Here is a 22615-nt window from a genome sequence, read left to right as displayed (position 1 = left end):
GTCCGCCGGCCCGTGACCGCCTTCCGGGAGGCGGACCGGATTGAAGGGCATAGCCGCCGGCATCGGCGTCGTCGTCCTCTCCCCGCTTCTGCTCGCGGGCACCGCCATGATGATGGCGTCCTCCAGCGAAGCCTCCACCACCGCGTCCTTCAGCGGATGCCTGACCGGCATCGACACCGCCGAGGTGACCAAGGAAGTCACCAAGCTCCTCGACGGCGCGTCCGGCAAGGACGTCCACATCCAGGGCCTAGATCTTCCGGCCGAGCAGATCCCCAACGCGCAGACCATCGTGGCCACCGGCATCAGCCTTGACGTGCCCAAGAAGGGGCAGATCATCGCGATTGCCACCGCGATGCAGGAATCGCGGCTGCGCAACCTCAACTCCGGGGACCGGGACAGCCTCGGCTTGTTCCAGCAACGGCCCAGCCAGGGGTGGGGAACCGCGCAGCAGATCCGTGACCCGGTCTACGCCTCGGAGCGCTTCTACAAGGCGCTACTCAAGGTCGACGGCTGGCAGCAGATGAAGGTCACCCAAGCCGCCCAGGCCGTCCAGAAGTCCGGCTATCCGGACGCGTACGCGCAGTGGGAGGACCTGGCCACCGCGCTGCAGAAGGCCATCGCCGCCACGTTCCCGAACGCCGACAAGGACGAGTCCGCCAAGGACACGAAGGACAAGGACGCCGAGTCCGCCTCCGGCGGATGTGCGCCGGACAAGGACGGCACGTCCTTCGGGCGGATCCCCGAGGGGAGCGTCCCGAAGGGGTACAAGATCCCCAAGGATGCCGATCCGAAGGCCCGCAAGGCCATCGAGTGGGCCATGCACCAGCTCGGCACGCTCTACCAGTGGGGCGGCTCGTGCACCGACTCCCACGGGCCCGACCCGATGGGCCGCTGCGACTGCAGCTCGCTGATGCAGCAGGCGTACGCGCACGCCGGCATCAAGCTCACCCGCACCACGTACACGCAGGTCAACGAGGGCAAGGCCGTCTCGGCGAAGGACCTCAAGCCGGGTGACCTGATCTTCAGCCGCGGCACCGCGGCCCGGCCCGAACACGTCGGCATGTACATGGGCGAGGGCCTCGTCATCGAGGCGCCGCGCACCTCAAAACCGGTCCGGATCACGCCGATCAAGGACTGGGCCATTTTGGCCGTCCGCCGCGTCCTCTGACGCCGCGCGCCCCGGGCACCTCCTGGGCCACGCCCGCCGGGCCCCCTTCTCGCGCCGCGAGCGCACCTCTCCTCCCTCTTTCTTCCCTTCCGCCGGCCCCTGCACGGCCCGCGCACGCAAGGAGCCCCGCCACACCCATGCCCATACCTCTCGCAGACCGCGCCGCCGTCCTCCTCGCCTACGACCCAGGCATCTCGCCCAAGGGCGGCGGCCTTCCCGGTCTGTCCGTGCTGAAGAACGTCGTCAACTCGATCAACCTGTTCGGGATCATCGCCGTCGTCGGCGCCCTGGCCGTGTCCCTCGGTGTCTGGGCCTGGGGCCACCACACCGGTGGCCATCAGGCCGAGGCCAACGGCAAGAAGGGCGCGGTCGTCGCGGCCGGCGCAGCGCTCGGCCTCGGCGCCGCGAACGGAATCGTGGCGTTCTTCTCCGGCCTGGGGTCGCAGGTTCATTGATGCCGAATCGACTCCCCTCCCTGTCCGGGTACGGCGTGACCTGGTCCGTCAACAAGCGCGTCGCGATCGTCGCCCTGGTCGTCACCGCGCTGCTCGCCGTCGCCGCGACCGCCGCCTGGTTCACCGGCCGCGGCGAACACCACCAGGGCGCCGACACGCCTTCGCCAAACAGCAGTTCCTCGCCCTCCGAGGCCGCGCCGAAGCCCGCGGCCGGGTCGGGGGCGGTGCCCAAGCCCCCGCAGATCGCCGAGCCGGTCGCCTTCGCCAAGGCCGCGGCGGCGATGCTCTGGTCGTACGACACCCGCGACACCAGCCGTGACCAGCAACTCGCGGGCATGCGGGCGTGGATGACCAAGGAGACCAAGTACACCGACTGGGCCTCGGTGTCCGGTCAGGTCCCCGACCCGCTGCTGTGGTCGCGCATGGCCGACCAGGACCAGCACGCCACCGGCACGGTCACCGAAGGCCACTACCCCGGCGCGTTCAAGCAGGCCCTGGCCGAAGACCCGTCCGCGATCACCGAGGCGTACATCTACGTCGTCACCGTCAATGGCAAGCAGCAGATCGAGTGGAAGAAGGGCGGCGGCGGAGCCGAGGACCGCGCCGTGACCCTCGCCGTGCAGTGCCGGCCCAACCACGACTGCACCCTCGCCGCCATCGCCCCCAGCGTCACGCAGTGACCCACCTCACCAACAGATAAGGAGGCCAACTTCCCGTGGGTTTCTGCGACTTCCCCGTAGCGGACAAACTCTGCGCCGTCGGCGAGGCCGTCGACTTCGCCTCCGATCCCGGCAAGGCGATCGGCGACTGGATGGCCAAGAGCGCCGGTGAACTCGCCGCCGCCGCAGCCGACCTGGCCGCCAAGGCGGTCGACGCCACCACCAAGGTCGACCTGAACGCCGGCTGGTTCCGCGACAACTACGAGATGCTGCTGCCGATCGGCCTGGTGATCCTGGTCGGGACGTTCTGTGCGCAGCTCATCCGGGCCGCCGTCAAGCGCGACGGGCAGGCCCTCACCCAGGCGTTCACCGGCACCGCCTCGGGCGTGATCTTCGCGTTTGCCGCCATCGCCCTGACCACCGTCGCCATCGAAGTGGTCGACGCCCTGTCCGCCGGCCTGTTCAAGGCATCACACCTGTCCATCGAGACGGCCGTCCGCCGCATCGTGAAGGTCTCCCAGATCCCCTCCCTGGCGGGCCTGGGCTGGCTGGTCGCGGTGTTCGCCGGGCTCGGCGCCGCCGTCGGCGCGTTCCTCTACTGGTGCGTGATGATGGTCCGCAAGGTCGGCATCCTCGTCATGGTGACCTTGGCGGTCTTCGCCGGGGCTGGCGGAGGCTGGGAGGTCGCCCGCCGCTGGCGGCGCGGCTGGATCGAGGCCACCGCCACGTTGGTGGTCAGCAAACTGCTGATGACGATCATCTTCGTGCTCGGTATCGCCGCCATGGGCAAGACCGAGGCCAAGGACGGCCTGGGCGCGCTCGCCGACGTCATGTCAGGCATCGTGATCATGGTGTTGGTGCTGCTCTGCCCGTACGCCACCTTCAAGTTCGTCCACTGGGCGGCCGAGGGTACGGACGGAGAATCGATTCACCGCGCCGGTGGTGCCGGCGCCCAACTCGCCCGACAGCACGCCGAGAAGGCCGGCCGGAAGGCCGCCGCCGCAGCCGCCACCGCAGGAACCGGCGGCGCGGCAGCCGGAGCGGGCGCCGCCGGGCCCGAGGCCGCCGGCGGCGGGTTCCCTGGCGACATAGCAGCGAACCCCACCGGAGGCAGCGGCCAAGAGAGCCAAGGCTCTCCGAGTTCTGGCGGCGACGGCATCAAGAACGGCCTGGAAAAGGCGGTTCAGCCGCCCCCGACCAGCCCCAGTGACGACACCAGCGGCCAGGTAGGCGGCGCGCCCGGAGGCGGCGGCAGTGCCGCATCGGCACCCAGCGGCGGCAGCGGCTTCATGTCGCAGCCCGGCGCCGGTGCCTCCACGCCCCCGCCGCAGGGCGCCCCGTCGGCACCGAACTCGGCTGGCACCAGTGGGACTGGTGCACCGCCGCCCCCGCCCACCGGCCTGTAGCTCCTGCCCGACTCCGGGGCGGCACGCGCCGCGCACTCCTTCGCCGCGTGCCGCCCCGGCCACCGCCCCGCGCACACCCGGAACGGCCCTTGTCTGATCTCACCGTCCAACCGCTCACGGTCAAATTCCCCCACCGCTCCCGGCGCGGCATCCTGCTCGGCCTGTCTCTGCCGCAACTCGTCTTGGTGTCCTGCGCGTTGGCGCTCCTGTTGGGCACGGTGGTGTCCACCGGGCTGCTCGGCGCCATCGCCCTGACGCCGCTGTGGGCCGTGGTCGCCGCCCTGGTCGCCATCCGCCGGCACGGCCGCTCCCTGATCGACTGGGCGCCGATCGTCCTGCGCTTCGCGCGACGGCGCCGCACCGGACAGACCCTGTGGCTCGCCCGGCCCGTCACCCGCCCCCGCCGGGACGGCGTCCTGCACCTGCCCGGCACCGCCGCCTCGCTGCGGGTGGTCACCCCCGGCGACTCCGCTAACGGCGCCGCCGCCGTCCACGACCCGCACCAGCAGACCCTGACCGCCATTGCCCGCGTGTCCAGCCGAGCCTTCGCCCTGCTGGATCCCGCGACCCAGAACCACAACGTCGCCGGGTGGGGCCGGGCCCTGGCCGGCATCGCCCGGACCGGACACGTGGCCACCGTGCAGGTCCTGGAGCGCACCGTCCCCGACAGCGGCGACACCCTCGCCCGGCACTGGAGCCAGCAGGGCCATCCCGAGACGCCGGTAGCCGGGCAGGTCTACAGCGAACTGGTCGCCTCCGCCGGACCGGCCGCCGCACCGCACGAGGCATACCTGGCCATCAACCTCGACCTGAAGGCCGCCAAGCGCCTGATCAGCCAGGCCGGTGGCGGGCTGCCTGGCGCCTTCACCGTCATGGAGCAGACCACGTCCTCCATCGCGCAGGCCGCGCGCAGCGCCGGACTGATGGTGACCGGCTGGCTCTCGGCGCGCGAGATCGCCGCCGTCATCCGCACCGCCTACGATCCCAAGGCCCTCTCCGCACTCCAGCAGTGGTCGGAGTCCGGGCGCGCCGAGGCCGACCCGGCCGCCGCCGGCCCGGTGGTCCAGGTCGAGGAGTACGACCGGCTCGCCACCGACTCCGCCCGGCACGCCACCTACTGGGTCGAGGACTGGCCCCGCACCGAAACGAGCGCCGGCTTCCTGCACGGGCTGATGTTCACCGCCGGGGTCCGCCGCACCCTCTCCCTTATATACGTGCCCCAGGGGCTCGAGTCCGCGATGCGCGACGTGCAGCGCAAGAAGGCGGCGATCATCGCCGATGCGAACGAGCGGTCGCGGCGCGGGCAGGTCGACTCCGAGGCCGACAGCGTCGAGTACGCGGACGTCAAGACCCGCGAGCGGCAGCTGATCGCCGGGCACGCCGACGTCGCCCTGACCGGACTGCTCACCGTGTCCGCCGAGACGGACGCCCTCCTCGACGCCGCCTGCGCGCAGATCGAGACCGCCGCCGTCACCGCCCAGGTCGACCTGCGGCGCCTGAACTTCCAGCAGCCCGACGCATTCACGCTCGGCGCCCTCCCGCTCGCCCGCACCGCCCTGTAACCCCCCGCACCCGGCCGACCGACGACGTCCTGCCGCCGCGGCAGGAAGGAACCCTTCCCCTTTGACCTCTGCCATCCCCGTCGGTGACGCGTACCCGTACCTGCGGGCCGCCAGCGCCGGCATCCGCCACCACGCGCGCACCCTCGCCCCCCGCGCCGAGAAGCCCGCCGCTCCCGCGGACCGTGCACATCTCGACGTACTGCACGCCCACCTCACCGCCCTGCACCAGTTGCTCGACCAGCTCGCCGACACCACCCGGCCCCCGCATCCCGCCGCCGGCCGACAGCTCGCCACCGCCCACACCCGGCTGTGGCAGGCCACCGCCGCCGTCCACGACGCCTTCCACCTTCTCCCCGTTGCCGACGAGTCCGGCTCCGAATGCCACCCCGAGCGCCTCCCCGAGGGGCCGCCCGTCCTGACCATCTGCCAGCGCCATCTCGCCGCCGGCCACGTCGTACGGCGCAAGACCACCCCGGCCGACCTCAATACCCCGGCGCCCAGTCGCATCACTACCTGCGCCCAGTGACCCCCACCACCGAAAGGCCCTGCATGCGCAAGCTCAAGCGCTCCACCTCCGCCGCCGTCATCGTCGCCACGCTCGCCGGCACCGCCGCCCTGGCCACCGCCGCACCGGCCTCCGCCGCCAGCTATCACTGCACGACCAGCAGCTACACCGTTGACGACCCGTCGTACAACGGCCCCGACTCCGACAACTGGGACTTCGACGTCACGCTGTGCGCCATGCGATCCGGCGGTGCCATCTACACCACCGCCACCGTCTACTGGGACGGCCCGTACACGGCCAAGAACCGCAGCACCCTGACCTTCAACAAGGCCAAGTTCCAGCTCCAGACCAAGAAGAGCGTCAGCGGCACCGACCCGGTCGTGAAGTCCGCCGCCTACACCGGACTGGAGCACGCGCTCGAACACAGCAGCAGCAACGGCAACGGCTCCTACTCGACCGGAACCCTCAAGCACACGGCCAGCTCCGGCCACTACCTCGCCGACGGCTACATCCAGCTGGACTGGTCCGGCGACGGCAAGAGCTACCGGGCTCCGATTCTGTTCACCGCCTCACCGGTCGTCTGAACCCGCACCGCGTCCAGACCGCCACCCCGTGAAAGCCGCCCCGCCATGAGTCACCGGCCCGCGCGCCGCGCCCGCAGAGCCAGCGCCAGCCCCCTGTTCACCCCACACGGCACCGACCGCGCCTCGCGCAAGGCGGCCCGCCGACAGCTCGCCGAGGCCGCCGCGAAGGCCCGCACCGAAGCAGCCGCCCACACCAGCAGCTCCGGCGCAGCCGAGCACGAGATGCCGACGCCGCTCTTCCCACCGGCCGGACGCCCCGGTCCCGCGTCCTCGCGCAACAACAAGATCAAGCTGCCTGCCCACCGCATGACCACCGCCACCGCGAGTGGGGCGTACCCGTTTCTCGCCGAGGGCGGACTGGGCGCCGAGGGCATCTACATCGGCCGCGACGTCCACGCTGAGGCGTCCTTCTGCTTCGACCCGTTCGCGCTGTACGGCCGCATCGAAGGCTTCACCAACCCCAACGTCCTGCTGGCCGGGGTCATCGGGCAGGGCAAGTCGGCGCTCGCCAAGAGCTTCGCGCTGCGGTCCATCGCCTTCGGCTACCGGGTCTACGTCCCGTGTGACCCGAAAGGCGAATGGACCCCCGTGGCACAGGCGTTGAGCGGCACCTCCATCGCCCTCGGACCGGGCCTGCCCGGCAAACTCAACCCGCTGGACGCAGCGCCGCGCCCCAACAGCGTCTCCGAGACCGACTGGGCAGGCGAGATCCGCAAGCGCCGTCTGCTACTGCTCGGCTCCCTGGCCCGCACCGTCCTCGGACGGGACCTGCTGCCGATGGAACACACCGGACTCGACGTCGCCCTGGACGCCGTCGTCACCCGCGCCTCCGCGAACGGACGCACCCCGCTCCTCGGCGACATCGCCGCCACCCTCAACAACCCCGACGAACTCGACCGGGTCGGCGGCGTCATGTCCGGCCGCCTCGGCGACGCTTCCCGCGACCTGGCCCACGCCATGCGCCGCCTGGTCCACGGCGACCTCGCCGGCATGTTCGACGCCCCCAGCACCGTGGCCTTCGACCCCAACTCGCCCATGCTGACCATCGACCTGTCCCGCCTGGGCGGATCCGGCGACGACACCGCCCTCGTTCTCGCCATGACCTGCGCCTCCGCGTGGATGGAATCCGCGCTGTCCGACCCGAACGGCGGCCGGCGCTGGATCGTCTACGACGAGGCATGGCGTCTGATGCGCCACCCCGGCCTGCTCGCGAGAATGCAGTCCCAGTGGAAGCTCAGCCGCGGCCTGGGCATCGCCAACCTCATGGTCATCCACCGGCTCAGCGATCTGCTCACCGCCGGCGACGCCGGATCCCGCGGACGCGCCTTGGCCGAGGGCCTGCTCGCCGACTGCTCCACCCGCATCATCTACCGGCAGGAAACCGACCAACTCCACGCCGCAGCAGCATTGCTGGGACTCACGTCCGTGGAAACGGACGCCATCTCCCACCTCAACCGCGGACGGGGCCTGTGGAAGGTCGCCGGAAGATCATTCATCGTTCAACATCTTCTGCACGCACACGAATTGGCACTGTTCGACACGGATGCCCGTATGCATTGATCCGGTCGAGACGTGCCGACCGCCCCCGAACCCGTGGACGTCCCCATCGAGAATCCAGCCAGCCTTCCACCTTCCGCCGGTCCCGGCACCCGGATGGTGCACGAAACCCTCGGCGCCTCGCCTCAAGACCTCGGCCGCCTTCACGATGACGGTCCCGAACTGGTCCTCGCCGACCTGGTCCACACGGCCGCGCGCCATCTGGACCACGTGCACGAGCAGTTCGCCGGCGCCGCTCAGAGCGCGGCTTCCACTCTGACACGCGCCGCCTCCGGGAATACGTCGATCAATTCCCTCGGCGTCCTGCAGAACAGCGGCACACAGATCGACATTCTCGCCGCACGCCGGGCCGATGCCGTCGACCACCTCAGAGAAGTCATCCGCGCGTACCGGGAAGTGGCAGCCTCCCCGGCCCCTTCCCTGCGGGCACCCCGGACACGAGCCGTGCCCGCTCCGGCGCCCACGAGCGCGCCGCCCGCCCGCGTGGCGCGTGGCCGATAGGACCACCTCACCACTCCGTAGGGAGCCCATGCCCTCAGCACGCACCGACCTGGACACCTTCGCCACCGCCCTGGCCGACCGCCTGCCCGGCGTCTGGACCAGCGAATACCACCGTCACCTCGCCTACTCCGACCAGTTCACCGTGTCCGAACAGCTCTGGGACGCCGGCCACGTCGGCTACGTCGCCACCGAATTCGTACTCGGGCACGAGGCCGTCCTGCACGGTCCGGATCAGCAGCACCTCTACCTCTCCGACCGGCCGCGCTCCTCGCACCAGTTCGTCGTCGCCCCGCTCGAGCCAGACGACGACGCCCTCCAGGCGCATCACTTCGACGGCGTCGACGAGCCGCACGGCATCGTCATCCCCGATGATCCCGCGCGTGCCGCAGCCCTCATCGTCCGCAGGGCCCTACCTCGCTACGAGCAGGCTCTCCAGGCGGTACGCCGCAACGCCGCCGAGCAGCCGGAGCCCCCACACCGGCAGGCTCCGCCGCAGGTCGCACAGGTGGTCACGCTGACCTGGTATGACGACGGGGTACTGGGGGCGCCGTACACGAGCGTGCCGGAAGAGGCGCGGATGGCACTGTACGCCCACGGCTTCCAGTACCACCCGCACCAGGCAGCCTTCCTGCTGCCCACCGCATACGGCGAGGACGGCCGTGCCCTGCGGGTCCAGGCGGTGGCCCGCCATCTCGCACAGCGGGGAATCGGCGTGAACCTGCGCCACGCCGCACCGGCCACGCCCGCCGTGCTGCCGCCCGCGCTGCCCACGGCAGTCCGCAGCCATCACCGCTGACCGCGCCGTCGCCCGGACGGTCTGCGGCGGCGCCGGGGAGGTGCACCGTGCGCTACCTCGGTACTCCCTCGGGGCCTGACATACGGGCGGCCATGAGCGCGGGACGCATCGGCTGTATGACCACCCCGGCGCAAGGCAGCCGCATCCCCGAGGGCGCCCTGTACGCCTGCGACAATTCCAAGTTCGGCAGTGACGGCAAAGGCCGCTACTGGCCCGGCGCCGAGGCGTGGTTCGCCTGGCTGTCCCGGACCGTCGAGAGGTACGGGCCGGATCGCTGTCTGTGGGCTCTCGCCCCGGACCAGCCGTTCGACGCCGCCAGCACCCTCACCGAGTCGCTGCCGTGGCTGGCCCGCATTCGTGAGCTGGGCGTCCCCGCGGCCTTCGCGGCGCAGGACGGCTGTGATCAACCCGGGCTGCTGCCCTGGGAAAGCTTCGACGTCCTGTTCCTGGCCGGATCGACCGAATGGAAACTCGGCCCGGTCGCCGAACGGCTGGCCCGCGAGGCGAAGGTCCGCGGCAAGGGCGTGCACATGGGCCGCGTCAACTCCCGGTCCCGTCTGAAGATCGCCGAGTGGTTCGGCTGCGACAGCGCCGACGGCACCTACCTCGCGTACGGGCCCGACAAGAACCTGCCCAAGCTCCTCAAGTGGCTCGACGAACTCGACGGCACCCCCTCCCTCCTCGGCGGCACGCACACTATCGGCGCTCCCAACGCAGCGCCGAGAACCCAACTCCCGCGCGAAGCCCCCAACCGCCGCGCACCACAGCGTGGGGCGTCTACCGCGAGAGCACAGATGTCTCCGCCCGCAGGGACACCTGCTCCTGCCGTACCGATACCCGGACGTCCAGGCACCCGAACCCGCTGACCGCGCCGTCACCCGCCGCACACTTCCAGGAGCCCACCTGCCCTTCCCCTACGACCAGGTCAGTCAGCTGCACTCGCTGGCCGAGCGCATCCACAACGCGGCCGACGAGCTGCCGCTCACCGACTCGGTGCACTCCGCCGTCGACAACCTCGATGAACTCGACGACCGCGTCCGCGACGTCACCGGGCTGATCACCCACGTCACCACCGCAGCAGCCTTCGCCGCGCGCACCGTACGACGCGGACGCGCCCCCGAAACCGACATCATTCGCCGCACGGTCGCCCAACTCACGCTCACAGTCGGCGCCCTGGGGCACGCCATAGCCGACCTCGGCGACGCCGTCGCCCACGCCGGCGCCCTCCACCAGCTCGCCGCCGCGCCCCGCTCGACGCAGCGCACTACGGAGATCGAGTCCACCCGGGCCCTGCTGCACGCGCGGATCGACAGCACCCGCGATCGGCTGAACAAAGCCGGCGGCCGACTCCATCAGCAGGCCGACCGGCTCGCCGCTGCGCCGACACCGAACCGCAGCCCCAGCACGACCAGCGCCATCCCTCCCACCCCGGCCAGCCCCGCTACTTCCCGCAGCCGTTGATCCCTACCCCAACCAAGCCCCTGGAGCACACCCATCCGCACCGCCCGCCGCGCCCTTCCCCTGCTCGTCTCTGCCGCGCTGCTCACCGTCGCCGCCACCGCCTGCAGCAGCGACGACGCCCCGTCCACGAAGAAGAACGCCACCACACCCGCCGCGCCGAAGCCGGTGCCCGCGCTCAGTGACGCGCAGGCCCGCGCCGTCATCACCAACTACTCGAAGATCAACAACGAGGCCAACGCACAGCGCGACCGGACCCTGCTCGACACCGTCGAGGACGGCCCGCTCTACGCGATGTCCGTCTCCGACTACACCGAGACCGAGGGCCTGCCCAAGGCCGACCGCAAGCCGTACAAGCCCTGGTCGTACGACACCTCCACCGCCAAGCTGTACATCCCGCGCTTCGCCGCCAGCCAGGACCGCTGGTTCGCCGCCGCGCTCTCGGGCGAGAAGGGCAAGCAGCCGAGCCGCATCGCCGTCTTCGCCGAGCAGCCGAAGGACAAGCGGTGGGAGCTGGTCTCCGTCGTCGACCTCGACAGCACGACGCTGCCAGACGTCGCCCTCGACAAGGACGGCTACGCCACCGCGGTCGCCGCCACCGGCAACAAGCAGCTCGCGGCCGACGCCGACGTGCTGCGCACCGCGGTGATCGACAACTTCGCAACCGGCGGGACGAACACCGGCACCAAGGTCTTCGCCCCGACCAAGGCCAGCAAGCAGCAGATCAAGGTCCACGACGAAACCACCCGCAAGTTCGGGAAGCTGGGCACCACCGTCTTCGCCGGTGGCACCAACCGTTTCAAGGACGCCTACGCGCTGAAGACCAGCGACGGCGATGCACTGGTGCTGTTCGCCCACACCCACACACAGACCGACGCCGTCGCGCACTCCGGGCTGCAGATCAACCCCGACAAGGACGACAACGCCTGGCTCCACGGCATCCCGCGCACGTCGGTGACGTACACGTTCGTCTGCGCCGACGCCGCCACCGTGTCGACGAAGGCCGCCCCGTCCCGCCTGATCGGCTACACGTGCGCCCGCACCGACGCCTCCGGCCCGCCCGTCGGCTCCGCCTCGACGGACCGCGCGTAGCCGAGAGGAGTCCCTTGTCCCTGCCACACCCCGACTTCGAGCTGTACGACAACGTCGGCCGCACCACCGAGCAGATCACGGCCCATCGGGTCGACCGGCCGACCGCCGACGACCTGCATCGATGGGCCGCCCACGACGCACAGGAGCTCAGCGCATCACTCCCCGACGAAGAGGCTGGTCAGAGCATCACCGCCTGGACCCGTCAGCTCTACCGGGTACGCACAGCAGCCGAGTTGAACACCGTTGCACAGGCCGTCCTCGGCGACGGACACAGTGGCCTCGGTGAGCTGCACACGTTTCTGGAGACCGCGGCCGAATGGTGCGAGCACAACCAGGAACCAGGCATCGCAGCGCGCTACCGCCAGCACGCCGAGGACCTGTCCGCACTCGGTGACCGGCTCGCCTACTTGACCGAGGACCACCTGGCCAGCGTCTATCGGCGCCCGAACCTGTCGGCATCCGTGCAACCCCCGCGGGCCGTACCGGCGGCTCCTGTCGCACCGACTTCGCCCGCGCGCCGATCCGCCCGCTGACCCCGCCCACGACAGGAAGATCCTCTGTCCACTCGTTCTGTCATCGCCCGCCCCACCGCCGACGGTTACGCCGGCAGTTACGTCCACTGGGACGGCTACCCCAGCCATCACCTGCCCCTGCTTCTCGCCGCACACCAGCATCGCTTCGCCGGGGACACCGACGCCCTGACCGCGTACCTCATCGACGAGGCGCCGGAGGGCTGGTCCGTCCTGGGCACCGACCTCCTGGACGGTGCGCCCGATGCGCTGCGCGAGCATCTGGTCGGCGGGCGTAACGAACCCGGCCGCCGGTACCCGGCTCACCCGACGTTGCCCCCGTTCACCTGGACCGAGCGAACGGCGTCCCAGCTGAGCTGGGGCTACGTCCTCCACCCTCAAGGGATCGAAGTGATCAGCGCGCCCGGCGCGGCACGCGGCCCGGTCGTCGCGTGGGGCACCGACCCCCGCGCGCGGTTCCGCGACACCGCCAGCCTGTGGGCGCCCGACCGGCCGATCCCGGCCAGCATCCCGCCAAGGACCACCGCGCGCACGGCGACACCCGGCCCCACCCCGTCGCCCATCGCGTCAGCGCCAACGCGCCCCCGCGCGCACTGACCACCCCATTTCAGGAGACCGACCTGTCCACCCGCTCTGTCATCGCCCGCCCCACCGCCGACGGTTACGCCGGCATGTACGTCCACTTCGACGGCTACCCTGACAACAAGCTCCCGCTGCTCCTGGCCGCCTACCAGCACCGGTTCGCCGGCGACCTGGAAGCCATGGCCCGCCACTTGATCGACGACGTGGAACACGGCTGGGACGAGCTGGGCACCGACCTCCTCGAGGGCGCTCCCGCCACCCTGCGCCGCTCCCTGACCGGCGGCGACGAGTACCCGAGCCGTCAGATCACCGACGTGATCAATGCGGACGCCAGCCCCGCCAAGCGTGAGCTGATCACGCAGGACGGCACCGACGAACTGGAGTGGGCGTACGTCCTGCACCCGCACGGCATCGAGGTGATCGCCCTGCAGACGTACGACCGCGGTCCCGTCGTCGCGTGGGACACCGACCCGTGCAGCCAAGTCACGACGAATCCGAGCGCGTGGCACCCGGACACGTCGGCTCCGATCGTTGCGCCGCGCACCGCCCCGCGCCTGACCACGACCGCGTCCGCGCCGGCGCCGACGCCCCGAAAGACCGCCCGCCGCTAGCACCGGCTCCCCGCACCGTCCCCGACCGCCATCCCGCCCGGAGAACCCGCTGTCCCCGCACTCCCGCCCAAAGATCACCGTGGTCATCGCCACCCAGCTCCGCCCGGATCGCCTCGCGTTCCTTGCCGCCATGCACGCCAGCCTGTGCCGCCAGAGCGTGCCGTGGGAGGCCGTCGTCGCCCTCGACGGAGCCGACCCCGCCCGGCTGCCCAGCGCCCTCGCCGCCGACCCGCGCGTGCGCATCCTCGCCCTGCCGGGCCCGGTCGGCGCGGCCTGCGCCCGCAACTTCGCGCTCACCGAAGTCCGCACCGAGTACCTCAACTGGGCCGACGATGATGACGAGTTCACTGACCGGGCCATGGCGCTGCGGCTGCGCGCCCTGGAGGAAACCGGGGTGGGCTGGTGCGCCGGATACAGCCAGGACCTCCACCCCGACGGGACCACGACCCTGTGGCGGCCCCCGACTCCGCCGGGCCGGCACGAGGCCGGGGACGTGTGGCGGTACTGGAAGGACCCCGCCGACACCATCCCGCTCGGCCCGACCACCCTCCTCGCCCGCACCGACCTGGTGCGCGCGGCCCCCATGGGCGGGCTCATCCAGGGCGAGGACTACTGCACCCTCGCGGTCACCTGCCTCGCCCCGGGCATCGTGCTGCCCGTCCCGGTCTACCGGTACCGCAAGCACGCCGGGCAGATGACCGCGCAGGACTCATACGACCAGCTGGAGGCCAGGGCGCGGACCTTCGCCCACCGATTTGGTGTCAGCCTGCGCGCCGCGTCCTCGCCGCTACGCGAAGCCGCTTCCGCCGCGCGTAGTTGAGACGGCCCTCCCCCCCCCGCCCCACTCCTACCCACCAAAGGCACCTATGCCCGACACCCCCGCTCAGGACCACGCCCCGCAGAAGGTCCTCATCTCTCCCCGCTACCTGGCCGCCAGCCTGCCCACCACCCACCACGGCTTCCTGGACGTCTTCGCCGAAGAGACAGGGTGGAGTGCGCAGACGGACAACTCGTCATTGACCGTGACCAGTCCCTGCCGGCGCATCACCATCCGCCACGACCAGACGGCCGTGGGCCGAGGCCCCCACCTGGTGGTCTCGGGCCGTAGCGAGGAGGACGCGTCCGAGCGATGGCGCACGAGCGTCAGCGGCGCCGTGCCGGTCGAGTTCGTCTCCACGCTCCTCGGCACCCTGGCCGCCGAACTGGAAGCCGACCCGGATCACGTCGTCTACGGAATCGGCGCCGAGCCCGGCCAGTTCGAGCTGCTGGTCGACATCGACGCCTGGAACCACTTCGAGGCTTCCGGACTCTCCGGGTTTATCTCCCGCGACGGGCAGGCAGCCGTGATCGGTCGGCCGCCGGGCTCATCGGCGCCGCCCATCCACGGCGACGCCTCCATCGCCTGGCACGTGGCCGCCTCCCCGGACGACCTCGGTCACCTGTGGGACATCTCGTTCACGCAGATGGCGCCCGACTTCCTCATGCATGCCGTCGTCGCCAAGACCCTCGATCCCCGGCCCATCCTGCGCTCCACGTCGTTCCCGTTCCCCAAGGCCGTCGTGCCCCTGGTGACCATCACACCCGTTCCGTCGGCTCGGCCTCCCGCGGCGCGGCCGTCACCCGCCGGCCCGGCGCGCAGCCCCGAGCCCAAGCGCGCCCCGAAGACCCGCTGAGCCCCGTCCGCATGGACGACGTCGCCTGCGGGCTTGACCCACCAGGACCTTGACGCCCACCCCCTCCACTGCGATCACCCTCAGCACCAGTCGGACGCTCGGCCTCGTCGCCATCGCCTCCGGTGAAAACTACGAACAGGCCAACCCCTCGAAGCTGCCGGGTTCAGCCGCCTGTCCAACGGCGCGTACACCGCCTCGCTCGCCGACGCGGAGGCCGCCCGGCGCACCGCGAGCGCTCTGGTGCACCGCGCCCAGGAACGCTGCGCCACCCTCGGGGCCTCGCCGTCCTGCCGGCCGTCGAGACCTGGCTCGCCGAGAGCGAGGCGTTCGAGCGCCAGGTCCGCGCGGCCGTACCGGGCGGGCCGGCGGCTCTGTCCGCTCCCAGCCCACGGCTGCTCACCGCCCGCACCGTCCCGCCGCCTGCGCCCCGCACCGCGGCAGCGCACCGCTGACCGCTCCAGAAAGGATTCCTCTCTGTCCGACCACTTCCGGCTCGGCGCCCACCCCGACTACGGATTCGTGGCCGCCGCTACAGCCAACATCCCCGCACACCTCGCCAACTGGTTCCTCGTGCGCGAGCAGTTCGAGCCCGTACCCGACACCCCGGGCCTGTACCGGCTCACCAACCCCGAGCAGGATGGGATCCGCCGCGCACGCCAGGCCGTTCACGACCTTCGACGCCACGGCTACGAAGTCCACGCCGACTACAGCCTCGGCCCCGGCCGCAGCGCCTCCCCGCCTCGGCCGACCGTGCGCAACGGGCTGATGGAGCGCCGCAACCGCATCGCGCAGGCAGCCGCCACCCGCTCCCCGCAGCAACGCGGCGCCCCGACCACCGCGCTCCCCGAGTTTCTGCCCCAGCCCGGCGCCGTACCGGTGGGCGGGCGTGCCCAAGCAGCCGGGAAGGGACGGAGCCGATGAGCGACGAGCCGATCCGCATCACCCGCGGCCAGGGCGACGAAGTCGACGTCGAGGGCCCGGTCGACGGCTTCGCCGCGAGCGTCCTCAAGCGCGCCGGATTCGACACCTACCCCACCTTGCGCGGCGTCTGGATCCGGCTGCCGTTCGACCTGGGCCGCACCTGGGAGAACGAACACGCCACCTGGGCCGCGGAGATGCTCGCCGCCGCCCGCTACAGCGTCGACCTCGACCCCGATCTGCGCGCCGTCCCGCCCGCCGCGTCCGCGCCATCGGCGCCACGCCGCACGAAGACCGCCATGACCGCACAGTCAGCACCCGTTGGCACCCCGCGGCGGCAACGGCGCTAACCGCCGATTCGACACGAAGCCCTCCGCCCTGACTTCCTCCGCCGCCACCGATAGGAGACCCGCCTTGCCCGAAGCACCAGCAGAGCCGTTCATGACGATCCGGCACACCATCACCGGCGAGATCACCACCACCGGCTACAACGCCGCCGCCCGGCGGATCCTGCTCCAGGACGGCTTCGAAGAGACGCCAGGCTGCGCCTGCCGGGCGACGGAACCCGGTACGGAGCGGACGCACGGGCCTGCTCGGCCGCCGGCGAGCTGCTCGTCGCCGGCCATCCCGTGCCCCTGGACCGAGCCCTCGGTCGGCCGGTGAGCGCCGACGGTACGCCCCGGCCTGCCCGGTCGCTGATGTCGGCACAGTCCGTGATCCGCTCCGAGAGCGGATGGCCTCTCCAGCGCATCGATAACTCCGCCCGCACCCGCACCCGCACCCGCACGTGTTGAAGGATCCTCGTTTTGACCACACCCGGAACGCCTGCCAGTCCAGCGCGCACCAAGGGCGGCGAACTACGGGCCAAGGTGGCCCGACTGCTGGCCGACCGGCCGGCGGACACGCTCACCATCGGGGACATGGCCAGGCAGCTGGGCCACTCCCACGGCGCCGTCCGCAACGCCGCCCTCACCCTGGTGCGACGCGGCGAGGCCGACCAAGGCGGGACCGGACAACCGGAGTTCCGCGCGAACGCGAAAACTGCCGCCGCCGCGCAGAGGGCTGTGATCAGCCCACCGGGCACCCACGCTCCCCGCGCCCCGGCGGCCACGGCCCGCACGACCATTCCCGCAGCAGCCACGCCCCGGCAGACCGGCCCGATCCGCCGCGCGGGGGGCCAGCTCTATCACCCCCGGGAGCTGGCCGATCTGCCCGACGTCGAGGCGCTGAACCGTCTGCGCGACGCCGACGTGCCGGTGCTGCTCTACGGCCCTCCGGGCACCGGGAAGACGAGTCTGGTCGAGGCGGCGTTCGAGGACCTGCTCACCGTCGCCGGTGACGGTGACACCACGGTCGGCGACTTGATCGGCGAATACACACAGGACGACGCGGGAGCCTACGTCTTCCAGTACGGTCCGCTGGTCACCGCGATGACCGAGGGCCGCGCCCTGCTGATCGACGATGCCACCTTGATCTCACCGAAGGTGCTGGCGGCGCTGTATCCCGCGATGGACGGGCGCAGGCAGATCCAGGTCAAGGCCCACAAGGGCGAGACCATCAAGGCCGAGCCGGGCTTCTACGTGGTGGCGGGCCACAATCCCGGCGTCCACGGGGCGGTTTTGACGGAGGCGCTCGCGAGCCGGTTCAGCGTGCAAATCCAGATCGGCACGGACTATGACCTCGCCCTGGCGCTGAGGATCGATGCCCGAGTGGTCCGGGTCGCCCGACACCTCGCCCGCCAAGTCGAACTCGGCGAGCTGGGCTGGGCCCCCCAACTGCGGGAACTGCTCAGCTACCAGAAAACCGAGGCCGTCCTCGGCACCAAAGCCGCGCTCGCGAACCTGGTCGGCATCGCCCCTGTGGAGGATCGCGACGCCGTCGCCGCCGCCGTCATCAAGGCTGCGGGCGTCAAGAAGATCGCGCCCCTCACCCTCGGCAAGCAGCTCCCCGCCTCGGCCGCCCGACAGCCCCCGGGCAGCACCGGCTCCGCGCACCGGGGCCGCTCGCGATGAGCGCCCACCACCACGTCCAGTCCCCCGCCACCACACCGGACGACGACGCCGACCTCGCGCGATGGGACGACGACGGCGCCCCGCCCGCGCAACCCCGCTCCTCCCCGCACTTGTGGCTGCGCGTGGGAGCCGAACTCGGCGACCGGCTGGTCGCCCTCTCCGGCCGCCAGGACCTCCTCGTCACCTGCCGCCCCGGCACGCGCAGCGGCGCACCGGCCGCGTTCTTCCCCACGCTGGGCGAGGTCGAGTTCGACGCCGACCTGTTCGCCCCGCTTAAGCCCCACGAGATCCATCCGCGGATCGTGGGCGACGAGGAGCGGTATCCCGCCGCCTGGGGCGTGTTCGTCCACGAGGCCGCGCACGCGGCCCACTCCCTCTGGACGGCGCCAGCCGGAGCGAACCCCCGTGTCGTCGAGGCCGCGCTCCTGCTGGAGGAGAGCCGTGTCGAAGGCGCACACCTGATCACGCGGCCCACGGACCGCACGTACCTGCGCACCAGTGCCCGAACCCTGGTCATGCCCGACATCGCCCACCCCACCCTCCAGGGCATCGAGCACGCCGCCGCCGTGGCGGCCCTGGTCCTCGGCCGCCGTGACGTCGGCATCCTGGACGCCGGCGAGACCCGGGCCGTCGCCGATCTGTGCGAAAAGGTGCTGGGCGCCAACCTGCTGGCCACACTCACCCGCATCTGGACCGCAGCCCACCAGTGCGCCGACCACGACGCCACGACCATGCTCGACCACGCTCAACAATGGTGCGACGCTGTGGACACCGCGGCCCCCGCCCTGCCCGTGCCGGAGAACCTCACCGATCTGCTGTCCGGCGCCGTGGGGGTCGTCATGGACAGCACGGCAGCCACCGACGCCGCCGACCTCGCGGCACAGGCCGCAGCGACCAACGCCATGGCCGCGCAGTCCAAGGCGCAGGCTCAGGACCGCGCCCAGCGGGCCGGCCAGCGACGCAAAGCCGCCGCCACCGCCAAGGCGGTCTTCAACGCCCGTGGCACCACCGTCACCCCCGACGGCACACCGGCGCCCTACGGCAACCCGGTCACCGGCACCCGCAGGCCCACCGCCGCCGAGCACAGTGCCGCCGCGCGCCTGAGCCGCGCCCTGCGTGCCGCCGCCTACCGCGAGCGGACCGAGGAGCGGACCACCAGCCCCACCCCGCCCGGCCGCCTCAACATGCGCGCGGCCCTCGCCCGCGACGCTCAGCGCGCGGCCGGGTCGGTCCCCACCGCGGAACCGTTCACCCACACCCGCCGCCGCAACTCCCCCACCCCACCGCTGCGTGTGGGTATCGCCGTCGACGTCTCCGGCTCCATGCGGGCCGCCTGCGCGCCCGTCGCGTCCGCTGCCTGGATCGTGGCACGCGCAGCAGCCCTGACCGACCCCGACTCCCTTACCGCCACCATCGCCTATGACAGGCACCTGACCGCACTTATCCGGCCCACCCACCGAGCACCAGAGCGCGTGACGACGTTCGATGCCAACGGCGGCCACCACAACCTCGGCGACGCCATCGACGCACTCGACCACGGCCTCGAACTCAGCCGCCCCGGCGCCGGCCGCCTCCTCGTGATCGTCACCGACGCCCGGTACGGCAGCGACGAAACCGCTCAAGCCGTCACCCGCGTCAAGCAGCTCACGACCGCCGGCTGCGCCGTACTCCAACTCACCCTCACCGCGAAGTCCCACCACTTGCCGGGGACCACCTTGCTGCACCTGCCCCAGCCCTCCAGCGCTCCCGTCGCCATCGCCACGGCGGCCACAGACGCCATCCGCAGGACACGCTGAGACGACGCAGAAGACAGAAAGCAGGAACAACCACGTGGCAGTCCGTAAGACCTGGAACATCGTCCACAGCTGTGGACACGAAGTAGCGCATGACCTGTCCAACCGTCGCGCCGACCGGCGCGCCTCATTCGCCCGCTGGCTCAAAGGCCGCGACTGCACCGACTGCTGGAAGGCCGCCCGCGACTCCGACACGGAATCCAAGGAAGCCTGGCTCGCCGCCCAGCGCGCCAAGGAGCAGCAGGCCGCCCGCGAGTGGGCCGAGCAGTTCGACATGCCGCCGCTGGAAGGACCCGAGCGGGCCCTGGACTGGGGCGAGCGCTCCCGCCACCAGCTCGTCACCACCGCCTACAGCGCGCTGGTAAGTGAAGGCACCTGGGACGAGGCCGACTGGGCCGTCCTGGAGGACAAGATCCGCACCGTCTCCCGCGCAGGATGGTGGATCGACCAGCGTGACGCCAAGGGCTCTGACCTGCCCGAACTCCTAGACGCCGCGGCGTCCGACGACATCGGGACGGAGAACCCGTTCCGGTAGAACGCGGGACCGTATACCCGACGATCCCCGGTTACCGAAACCGGGGATCGTCCGGATCCTTGTTCCTCCCACCGCCTCCCCGCGCACCTCGTGGAAGGAACCCCACTGTGCCCGCATCCCGCCATCCGCATGCCCCCGGTGACATCGTCACCCCCGACCGGGACATCGCCCACGCCCACTTCCGGCCCGGTGACCGGGTCGTCATCCTCAAGGGCACCTCCGGCAGGCAACTGTGGGGCGACACCTACAAAGTCGTCACCCCCTCGTGGCACACCCCGACCGACGAGGACGGCTGGCGCCTGTACGACCCGGCCGGCGGCGCACGCACCTACGTCACCGCGCACCCGCGCTACCTCGTCCACCTCTCCAGCCGGTGTCCGGACTGCCTCATCTACCAGCAGGCGCTGCGCACTTACCTGGTCCCGCGCCTGGCCGAGGCCGACGAGGACGTCGACTGCGGCTGGTACTCGCTCACCCACCTCAACCAGGTGGTGCACGTCGCCGACGCCCGGGGCAGCCGGTGACACAGGCACTCAGCTCGGAGCGCGCCGTAGCCCTGACAGGTGCGGCTTCAGCGGCCATCGAGGCGATCACCGGGAACCAGTGGCCGACGCTGCTCGCCGAGGCTCTGCGCGAGATCGAGGCGACGTGGCAGGAGTCGGCCGAAGTGTGCGCCGACGTCGCCTGGCAGGCCCGCGCCGCCGGCAACAGCGCACTGGTCGCGCTCACCCCCGAGCACGTCACCGACGCCGGCCCGAACCCGGTGATTTGGCGGACGTACCGGCACCTCTACCTCAGCACGCTGCGCTACGACTTCCGCTGCCGCGACATCGAGAACCTCATGAACAAGGTGCCGGTGAGCGTGCTGAACGAGGACCCGTACAGCGAAGCCCTGTACGGCTTCTCACGGTTGGGGCAGTCCCGCTCCGACGGCCTCGCCGTCATGCACCGGGTTCTCGTGGCTGCACCCGGCCACCCCAAGACCCTGCACGTCCTGCTGCACGGCGTGTGGCTGGGCACCTTCCTTCCCGGCCGAGCACCCATGCTGCTCGCCCTGGTAGGGCTGCTCCCCGAGGGCGGGCTGAACGATCCGATCGCACTGTTCCGCATCGCCTCGGCCCGGCGCAGTCTGGGCCAGTACCCCGAGGCCCTCACCGCCATCGACCACGCCCTGGAGCTACTGCCGCCCGGCGAACTGGCAGTCCACGCCGACCTGGTACGCGAACGCGCCCTGATCACCACGGCGCACGACCTCGCCCTCCTCATCCCCAACCGCCCGGACCCCACCCCATGATCATCCGTATTGGACCGCGCGACCTCAGCGCCGGCGAGGCGCTCGCCGAAGCCCTCGGCCGCCCGGTCAGCGACCGTGAGGCCCTGACCGACCACACGGTGGTCGCCCACTGGAACAACCTCGACGTGTACACCCCCCTCGACGAAGGGCAGAGCTGGACGACCGCCGAGTTCGCCGAGCACTTGGACGACCCCAACTGGCGCCACCCCGCCCCAGTCAGTCCGCACGGCGACCGCTGCGCTATCTGGCACGCGGACGTGCGGCTGCACCCGGACGACCGGGACCTGACCCGCCCCGAGTGGACTGAGATCGCCCACCGGATCGCCCGCGCCGCCGGCATCCAACACCCCGGCGACGACCACGGCTGCCGCTGGATCGCCGTGCAGGCGCAGCCCGGCCGCCTCGATCTGATCGCCAACCTCATCCGGGCCGACGGCACGTGGACCGCACAGCCGCACCGGTTGTTCGCGCTCCTGGCGGCGGAGAGCCGACGCATCGAGGCAGAGCTGGGCCTCATCTCGCCCCGTAGTGGACCGGATCTGCAGCAGCCCGTCCAGCAAGCCCGGTTCACGGGGCGCCGACTGGAAGCCGGCACCGCCGATGCCGCTTCTCAATTCGGTGTGCTGCTGCGGCAGCTCGCCGCCGAACGCACCGGGCCGCTGTCCACGGTTCGTGGCCTCATCGAGCACGCGGCCCACCGCCTCGATGAACTGCCGGATGCGTACGGCCCCGACATCGCGCACCAGCTGGAGATGGTGGCCCGCCGCCTGTACGGCATCCAAGAGAGTCTCGAGTCTCTGGCTGCAGCCCTGCCAGCCCCCGCTCAAGCGCCCCTTGCCGGGCCAACACCCCGTGCATCCACGCGGATCGTCGCACCTGGCCTGTCCGGCGCCCGGCTCTCCCGCTGACCCGACTGAAAGCACC

Annotated in this window: 26 protein-coding genes; 25 read left to right on the top strand and 1 reads right to left on the bottom strand. The window is 71.4% G+C overall.

The genetic code is table 11. The annotated features are described in order from the left end of the window. Window positions 1-40 precede the first annotated feature (40 nt). The 8 genes from ACQEWB_RS31175 to ACQEWB_RS31140 all read left to right on the top strand — a co-directional run bounded on the left by ACQEWB_RS31175 (window position 41) and on the right by ACQEWB_RS31140 (window position 7899). Window positions 41-1168: a C40 family peptidase gene (locus ACQEWB_RS31175; protein WP_432836808.1), complete on the top strand. Its 1128-nt coding sequence runs from the start codon at window positions 41-43 to the stop codon at window positions 1166-1168. 137 nt (window positions 1169-1305) lie between these two features. Further along, window positions 1306-1623, top strand: a complete 318-nt coding sequence (locus ACQEWB_RS31170) for a DUF6112 family protein (RefSeq protein ID WP_432836806.1) — start codon at window positions 1306-1308, stop codon at window positions 1621-1623. Further along, window positions 1623-2303, top strand: coding sequence for a hypothetical protein (locus tag ACQEWB_RS31165; protein ID WP_432836804.1), 681 nt, complete (start codon window positions 1623-1625; stop codon window positions 2301-2303). Before ACQEWB_RS31170 ends, ACQEWB_RS31165 begins: the two co-directional genes overlap by 1 nt. 35 nt (window positions 2304-2338) lie before the next feature. After that, window positions 2339-3688 carry an SCO6881 family protein gene (locus tag ACQEWB_RS31160; RefSeq protein ID WP_432836802.1) on the top strand — a complete coding sequence of 450 codons (1350 nt, stop codon included), beginning with the start codon at window positions 2339-2341 and terminating at the stop codon, window positions 3686-3688. An 89-nt stretch (window positions 3689-3777) separates the two neighbouring features. After that, window positions 3778-5250: an SCO6880 family protein gene (locus ACQEWB_RS31155; protein WP_432836800.1), complete on the top strand. Its 1473-nt coding sequence runs from the start codon at window positions 3778-3780 to the stop codon at window positions 5248-5250. Between the two features lie 61 nt (window positions 5251-5311). Then, on the top strand, window positions 5312-5776 hold the full coding sequence (locus tag ACQEWB_RS31150) for a DUF6238 family protein (RefSeq protein ID WP_432836798.1): 465 nt from the start codon (window positions 5312-5314) through the stop codon (window positions 5774-5776). Window positions 5777-5799: 23 nt separating this feature from the next. Next, window positions 5800-6339, top strand: coding sequence for a hypothetical protein (locus ACQEWB_RS31145; protein WP_432836796.1), 540 nt, complete (start codon window positions 5800-5802; stop codon window positions 6337-6339). A gap of 45 nt (window positions 6340-6384) precedes the next feature. Further along, on the top strand, window positions 6385-7899 hold the full coding sequence (locus ACQEWB_RS31140) for an ATP-binding protein (RefSeq protein WP_432836794.1): 1515 nt from the start codon (window positions 6385-6387) through the stop codon (window positions 7897-7899). On the opposite strand, the gene ACQEWB_RS31135 is transcribed toward ACQEWB_RS31140, so the two are convergent. Beyond that, window positions 7828-8262 carry a hypothetical protein gene (locus ACQEWB_RS31135; protein ID WP_432836793.1) on the bottom strand — a complete coding sequence of 145 codons (435 nt, stop codon included), beginning with the start codon at window positions 8260-8262 and terminating at the stop codon, window positions 7828-7830. The genes ACQEWB_RS31140 and ACQEWB_RS31135 overlap by 72 nt on opposite strands. Before the next feature lie 163 nt (window positions 8263-8425). On the opposite strand from ACQEWB_RS31135, the gene ACQEWB_RS31130 reads away from it, so the two are divergent. The 17 genes from ACQEWB_RS31130 to ACQEWB_RS31050 all read left to right on the top strand — a co-directional run bounded on the left by ACQEWB_RS31130 (window position 8426) and on the right by ACQEWB_RS31050 (window position 22599). After that, window positions 8426-9193: a hypothetical protein gene (locus tag ACQEWB_RS31130; protein WP_432836791.1), complete on the top strand. Its 768-nt coding sequence runs from the start codon at window positions 8426-8428 to the stop codon at window positions 9191-9193. 92 nt (window positions 9194-9285) lie between these two features. Continuing rightward, a complete protein-coding gene (locus ACQEWB_RS31125) occupies window positions 9286-10059 on the top strand; it encodes a hypothetical protein (protein WP_432836789.1) in 774 nt (257 codons plus the stop codon). Continuing rightward, the gene (locus ACQEWB_RS31120) at window positions 9962-10654 is read left to right on the top strand and encodes a hypothetical protein (protein ID WP_432836787.1); all 693 of its coding nucleotides are present in this window, start codon (window positions 9962-9964) and stop codon (window positions 10652-10654) included. Before ACQEWB_RS31125 ends, ACQEWB_RS31120 begins: the two co-directional genes overlap by 98 nt. Before the next feature lie 165 nt (window positions 10655-10819). Further along, window positions 10820-11743: a hypothetical protein gene (locus ACQEWB_RS31115; protein WP_432836785.1), complete on the top strand. Its 924-nt coding sequence runs from the start codon at window positions 10820-10822 to the stop codon at window positions 11741-11743. Between the two features lie 14 nt (window positions 11744-11757). Next, entirely contained in the window at window positions 11758-12276 is a 519-nt protein-coding gene (locus tag ACQEWB_RS31110) for a hypothetical protein (RefSeq protein WP_432836783.1), read from the top strand. 473 nt (window positions 12277-12749) lie between these two features. Continuing rightward, window positions 12750-13466 carry a hypothetical protein gene (locus ACQEWB_RS31105; RefSeq protein WP_432836781.1) on the top strand — a complete coding sequence of 239 codons (717 nt, stop codon included), beginning with the start codon at window positions 12750-12752 and terminating at the stop codon, window positions 13464-13466. Between the two features lie 79 nt (window positions 13467-13545). Continuing rightward, window positions 13546-14286, top strand: a complete 741-nt coding sequence (locus ACQEWB_RS31100) for a glycosyltransferase family 2 protein (RefSeq protein WP_432836779.1) — start codon at window positions 13546-13548, stop codon at window positions 14284-14286. Between the two features lie 46 nt (window positions 14287-14332). After that, on the top strand, window positions 14333-15139 hold the full coding sequence (locus ACQEWB_RS31095; RefSeq protein WP_432836777.1) for a DUF317 domain-containing protein: 807 nt from the start codon (window positions 14333-14335) through the stop codon (window positions 15137-15139). Window positions 15140-15658: 519 nt separating this feature from the next. After that, the gene (locus tag ACQEWB_RS31090) at window positions 15659-16060 is read left to right on the top strand and encodes a hypothetical protein (protein ID WP_432836775.1); all 402 of its coding nucleotides are present in this window, start codon (window positions 15659-15661) and stop codon (window positions 16058-16060) included. Further along, window positions 16057-16407, top strand: coding sequence for a hypothetical protein (locus ACQEWB_RS31085; RefSeq protein WP_432836773.1), 351 nt, complete (start codon window positions 16057-16059; stop codon window positions 16405-16407). Before ACQEWB_RS31090 ends, ACQEWB_RS31085 begins: the two co-directional genes overlap by 4 nt. Before the next feature lie 91 nt (window positions 16408-16498). Continuing rightward, a complete protein-coding gene (locus ACQEWB_RS31080) occupies window positions 16499-16720 on the top strand; it encodes a hypothetical protein (protein WP_432844109.1) in 222 nt (73 codons plus the stop codon). A gap of 206 nt (window positions 16721-16926) precedes the next feature. After that, window positions 16927-18069 carry an AAA family ATPase gene (locus ACQEWB_RS31075; RefSeq protein WP_432844107.1) on the top strand — a complete coding sequence of 381 codons (1143 nt, stop codon included), beginning with the start codon at window positions 16927-16929 and terminating at the stop codon, window positions 18067-18069. Continuing rightward, window positions 18066-19865: a hypothetical protein gene (locus tag ACQEWB_RS31070; protein ID WP_432836771.1), complete on the top strand. Its 1800-nt coding sequence runs from the start codon at window positions 18066-18068 to the stop codon at window positions 19863-19865. The genes ACQEWB_RS31075 and ACQEWB_RS31070 overlap by 4 nt, the downstream gene beginning before the upstream one ends. 34 nt (window positions 19866-19899) lie before the next feature. Then, window positions 19900-20397: a hypothetical protein gene (locus ACQEWB_RS31065; protein WP_432836769.1), complete on the top strand. Its 498-nt coding sequence runs from the start codon at window positions 19900-19902 to the stop codon at window positions 20395-20397. A gap of 107 nt (window positions 20398-20504) precedes the next feature. Beyond that, the gene (locus ACQEWB_RS31060; protein ID WP_432836767.1) at window positions 20505-20921 is read left to right on the top strand and encodes a hypothetical protein; all 417 of its coding nucleotides are present in this window, start codon (window positions 20505-20507) and stop codon (window positions 20919-20921) included. Then, window positions 20918-21691 (top strand): hypothetical protein, encoded by a 774-nt coding sequence (locus ACQEWB_RS31055; protein ID WP_432836765.1) that lies wholly within the window; start codon window positions 20918-20920, stop codon window positions 21689-21691. The genes ACQEWB_RS31060 and ACQEWB_RS31055 overlap by 4 nt, the downstream gene beginning before the upstream one ends. Next, window positions 21688-22599, top strand: a complete 912-nt coding sequence (locus ACQEWB_RS31050) for a hypothetical protein (protein WP_432836763.1) — start codon at window positions 21688-21690, stop codon at window positions 22597-22599. Before ACQEWB_RS31055 ends, ACQEWB_RS31050 begins: the two co-directional genes overlap by 4 nt. Window positions 22600-22615 lie beyond the last annotated feature (16 nt).

It is taken from the genome of Streptomyces sp. CA-249302, from assembly GCF_050936785.1.
In the GTDB taxonomy this organism is placed as follows: domain Bacteria; phylum Actinomycetota; class Actinomycetes; order Streptomycetales; family Streptomycetaceae; genus Streptomyces.
This window is presented reverse-complemented; position numbering and strand designations above follow the sequence as displayed.

Excerpts from the sequence above, each read along its gene's own strand:
- ACQEWB_RS31170 (WP_432836806.1), top strand. The coding sequence starts at position 1,306 with ATGCCCATACCTCTCGCAGACCGCGCCGCCGTCCTCCTCGCCTACGAC.
- ACQEWB_RS31165 (WP_432836804.1), top strand. The coding sequence starts at position 1,623 with ATGCCGAATCGACTCCCCTCCCTGTCCGGGTACGGCGTGACCTGGTCC.
- ACQEWB_RS31145 (WP_432836796.1), top strand. The coding sequence starts at position 5,800 with ATGCGCAAGCTCAAGCGCTCCACCTCCGCCGCCGTCATCGTCGCCACG.
- ACQEWB_RS31140 (WP_432836794.1), top strand. The coding sequence starts at position 6,385 with ATGAGTCACCGGCCCGCGCGCCGCGCCCGCAGAGCCAGCGCCAGCCCC.
- ACQEWB_RS31130 (WP_432836791.1), top strand. The coding sequence starts at position 8,426 with ATGCCCTCAGCACGCACCGACCTGGACACCTTCGCCACCGCCCTGGCC.
- ACQEWB_RS31125 (WP_432836789.1), top strand. The coding sequence starts at position 9,286 with ATGAGCGCGGGACGCATCGGCTGTATGACCACCCCGGCGCAAGGCAGC.
- ACQEWB_RS31095 (WP_432836777.1), top strand. The coding sequence starts at position 14,333 with ATGCCCGACACCCCCGCTCAGGACCACGCCCCGCAGAAGGTCCTCATC.
- ACQEWB_RS31085 (WP_432836773.1), top strand. The coding sequence starts at position 16,057 with ATGAGCGACGAGCCGATCCGCATCACCCGCGGCCAGGGCGACGAAGTC.
- ACQEWB_RS31080 (WP_432844109.1), top strand. The coding sequence starts at position 16,499 with ATGACGATCCGGCACACCATCACCGGCGAGATCACCACCACCGGCTAC.
- ACQEWB_RS31070 (WP_432836771.1), top strand. The coding sequence starts at position 18,066 with ATGAGCGCCCACCACCACGTCCAGTCCCCCGCCACCACACCGGACGAC.
- ACQEWB_RS31050 (WP_432836763.1), top strand. The coding sequence starts at position 21,688 with ATGATCATCCGTATTGGACCGCGCGACCTCAGCGCCGGCGAGGCGCTC.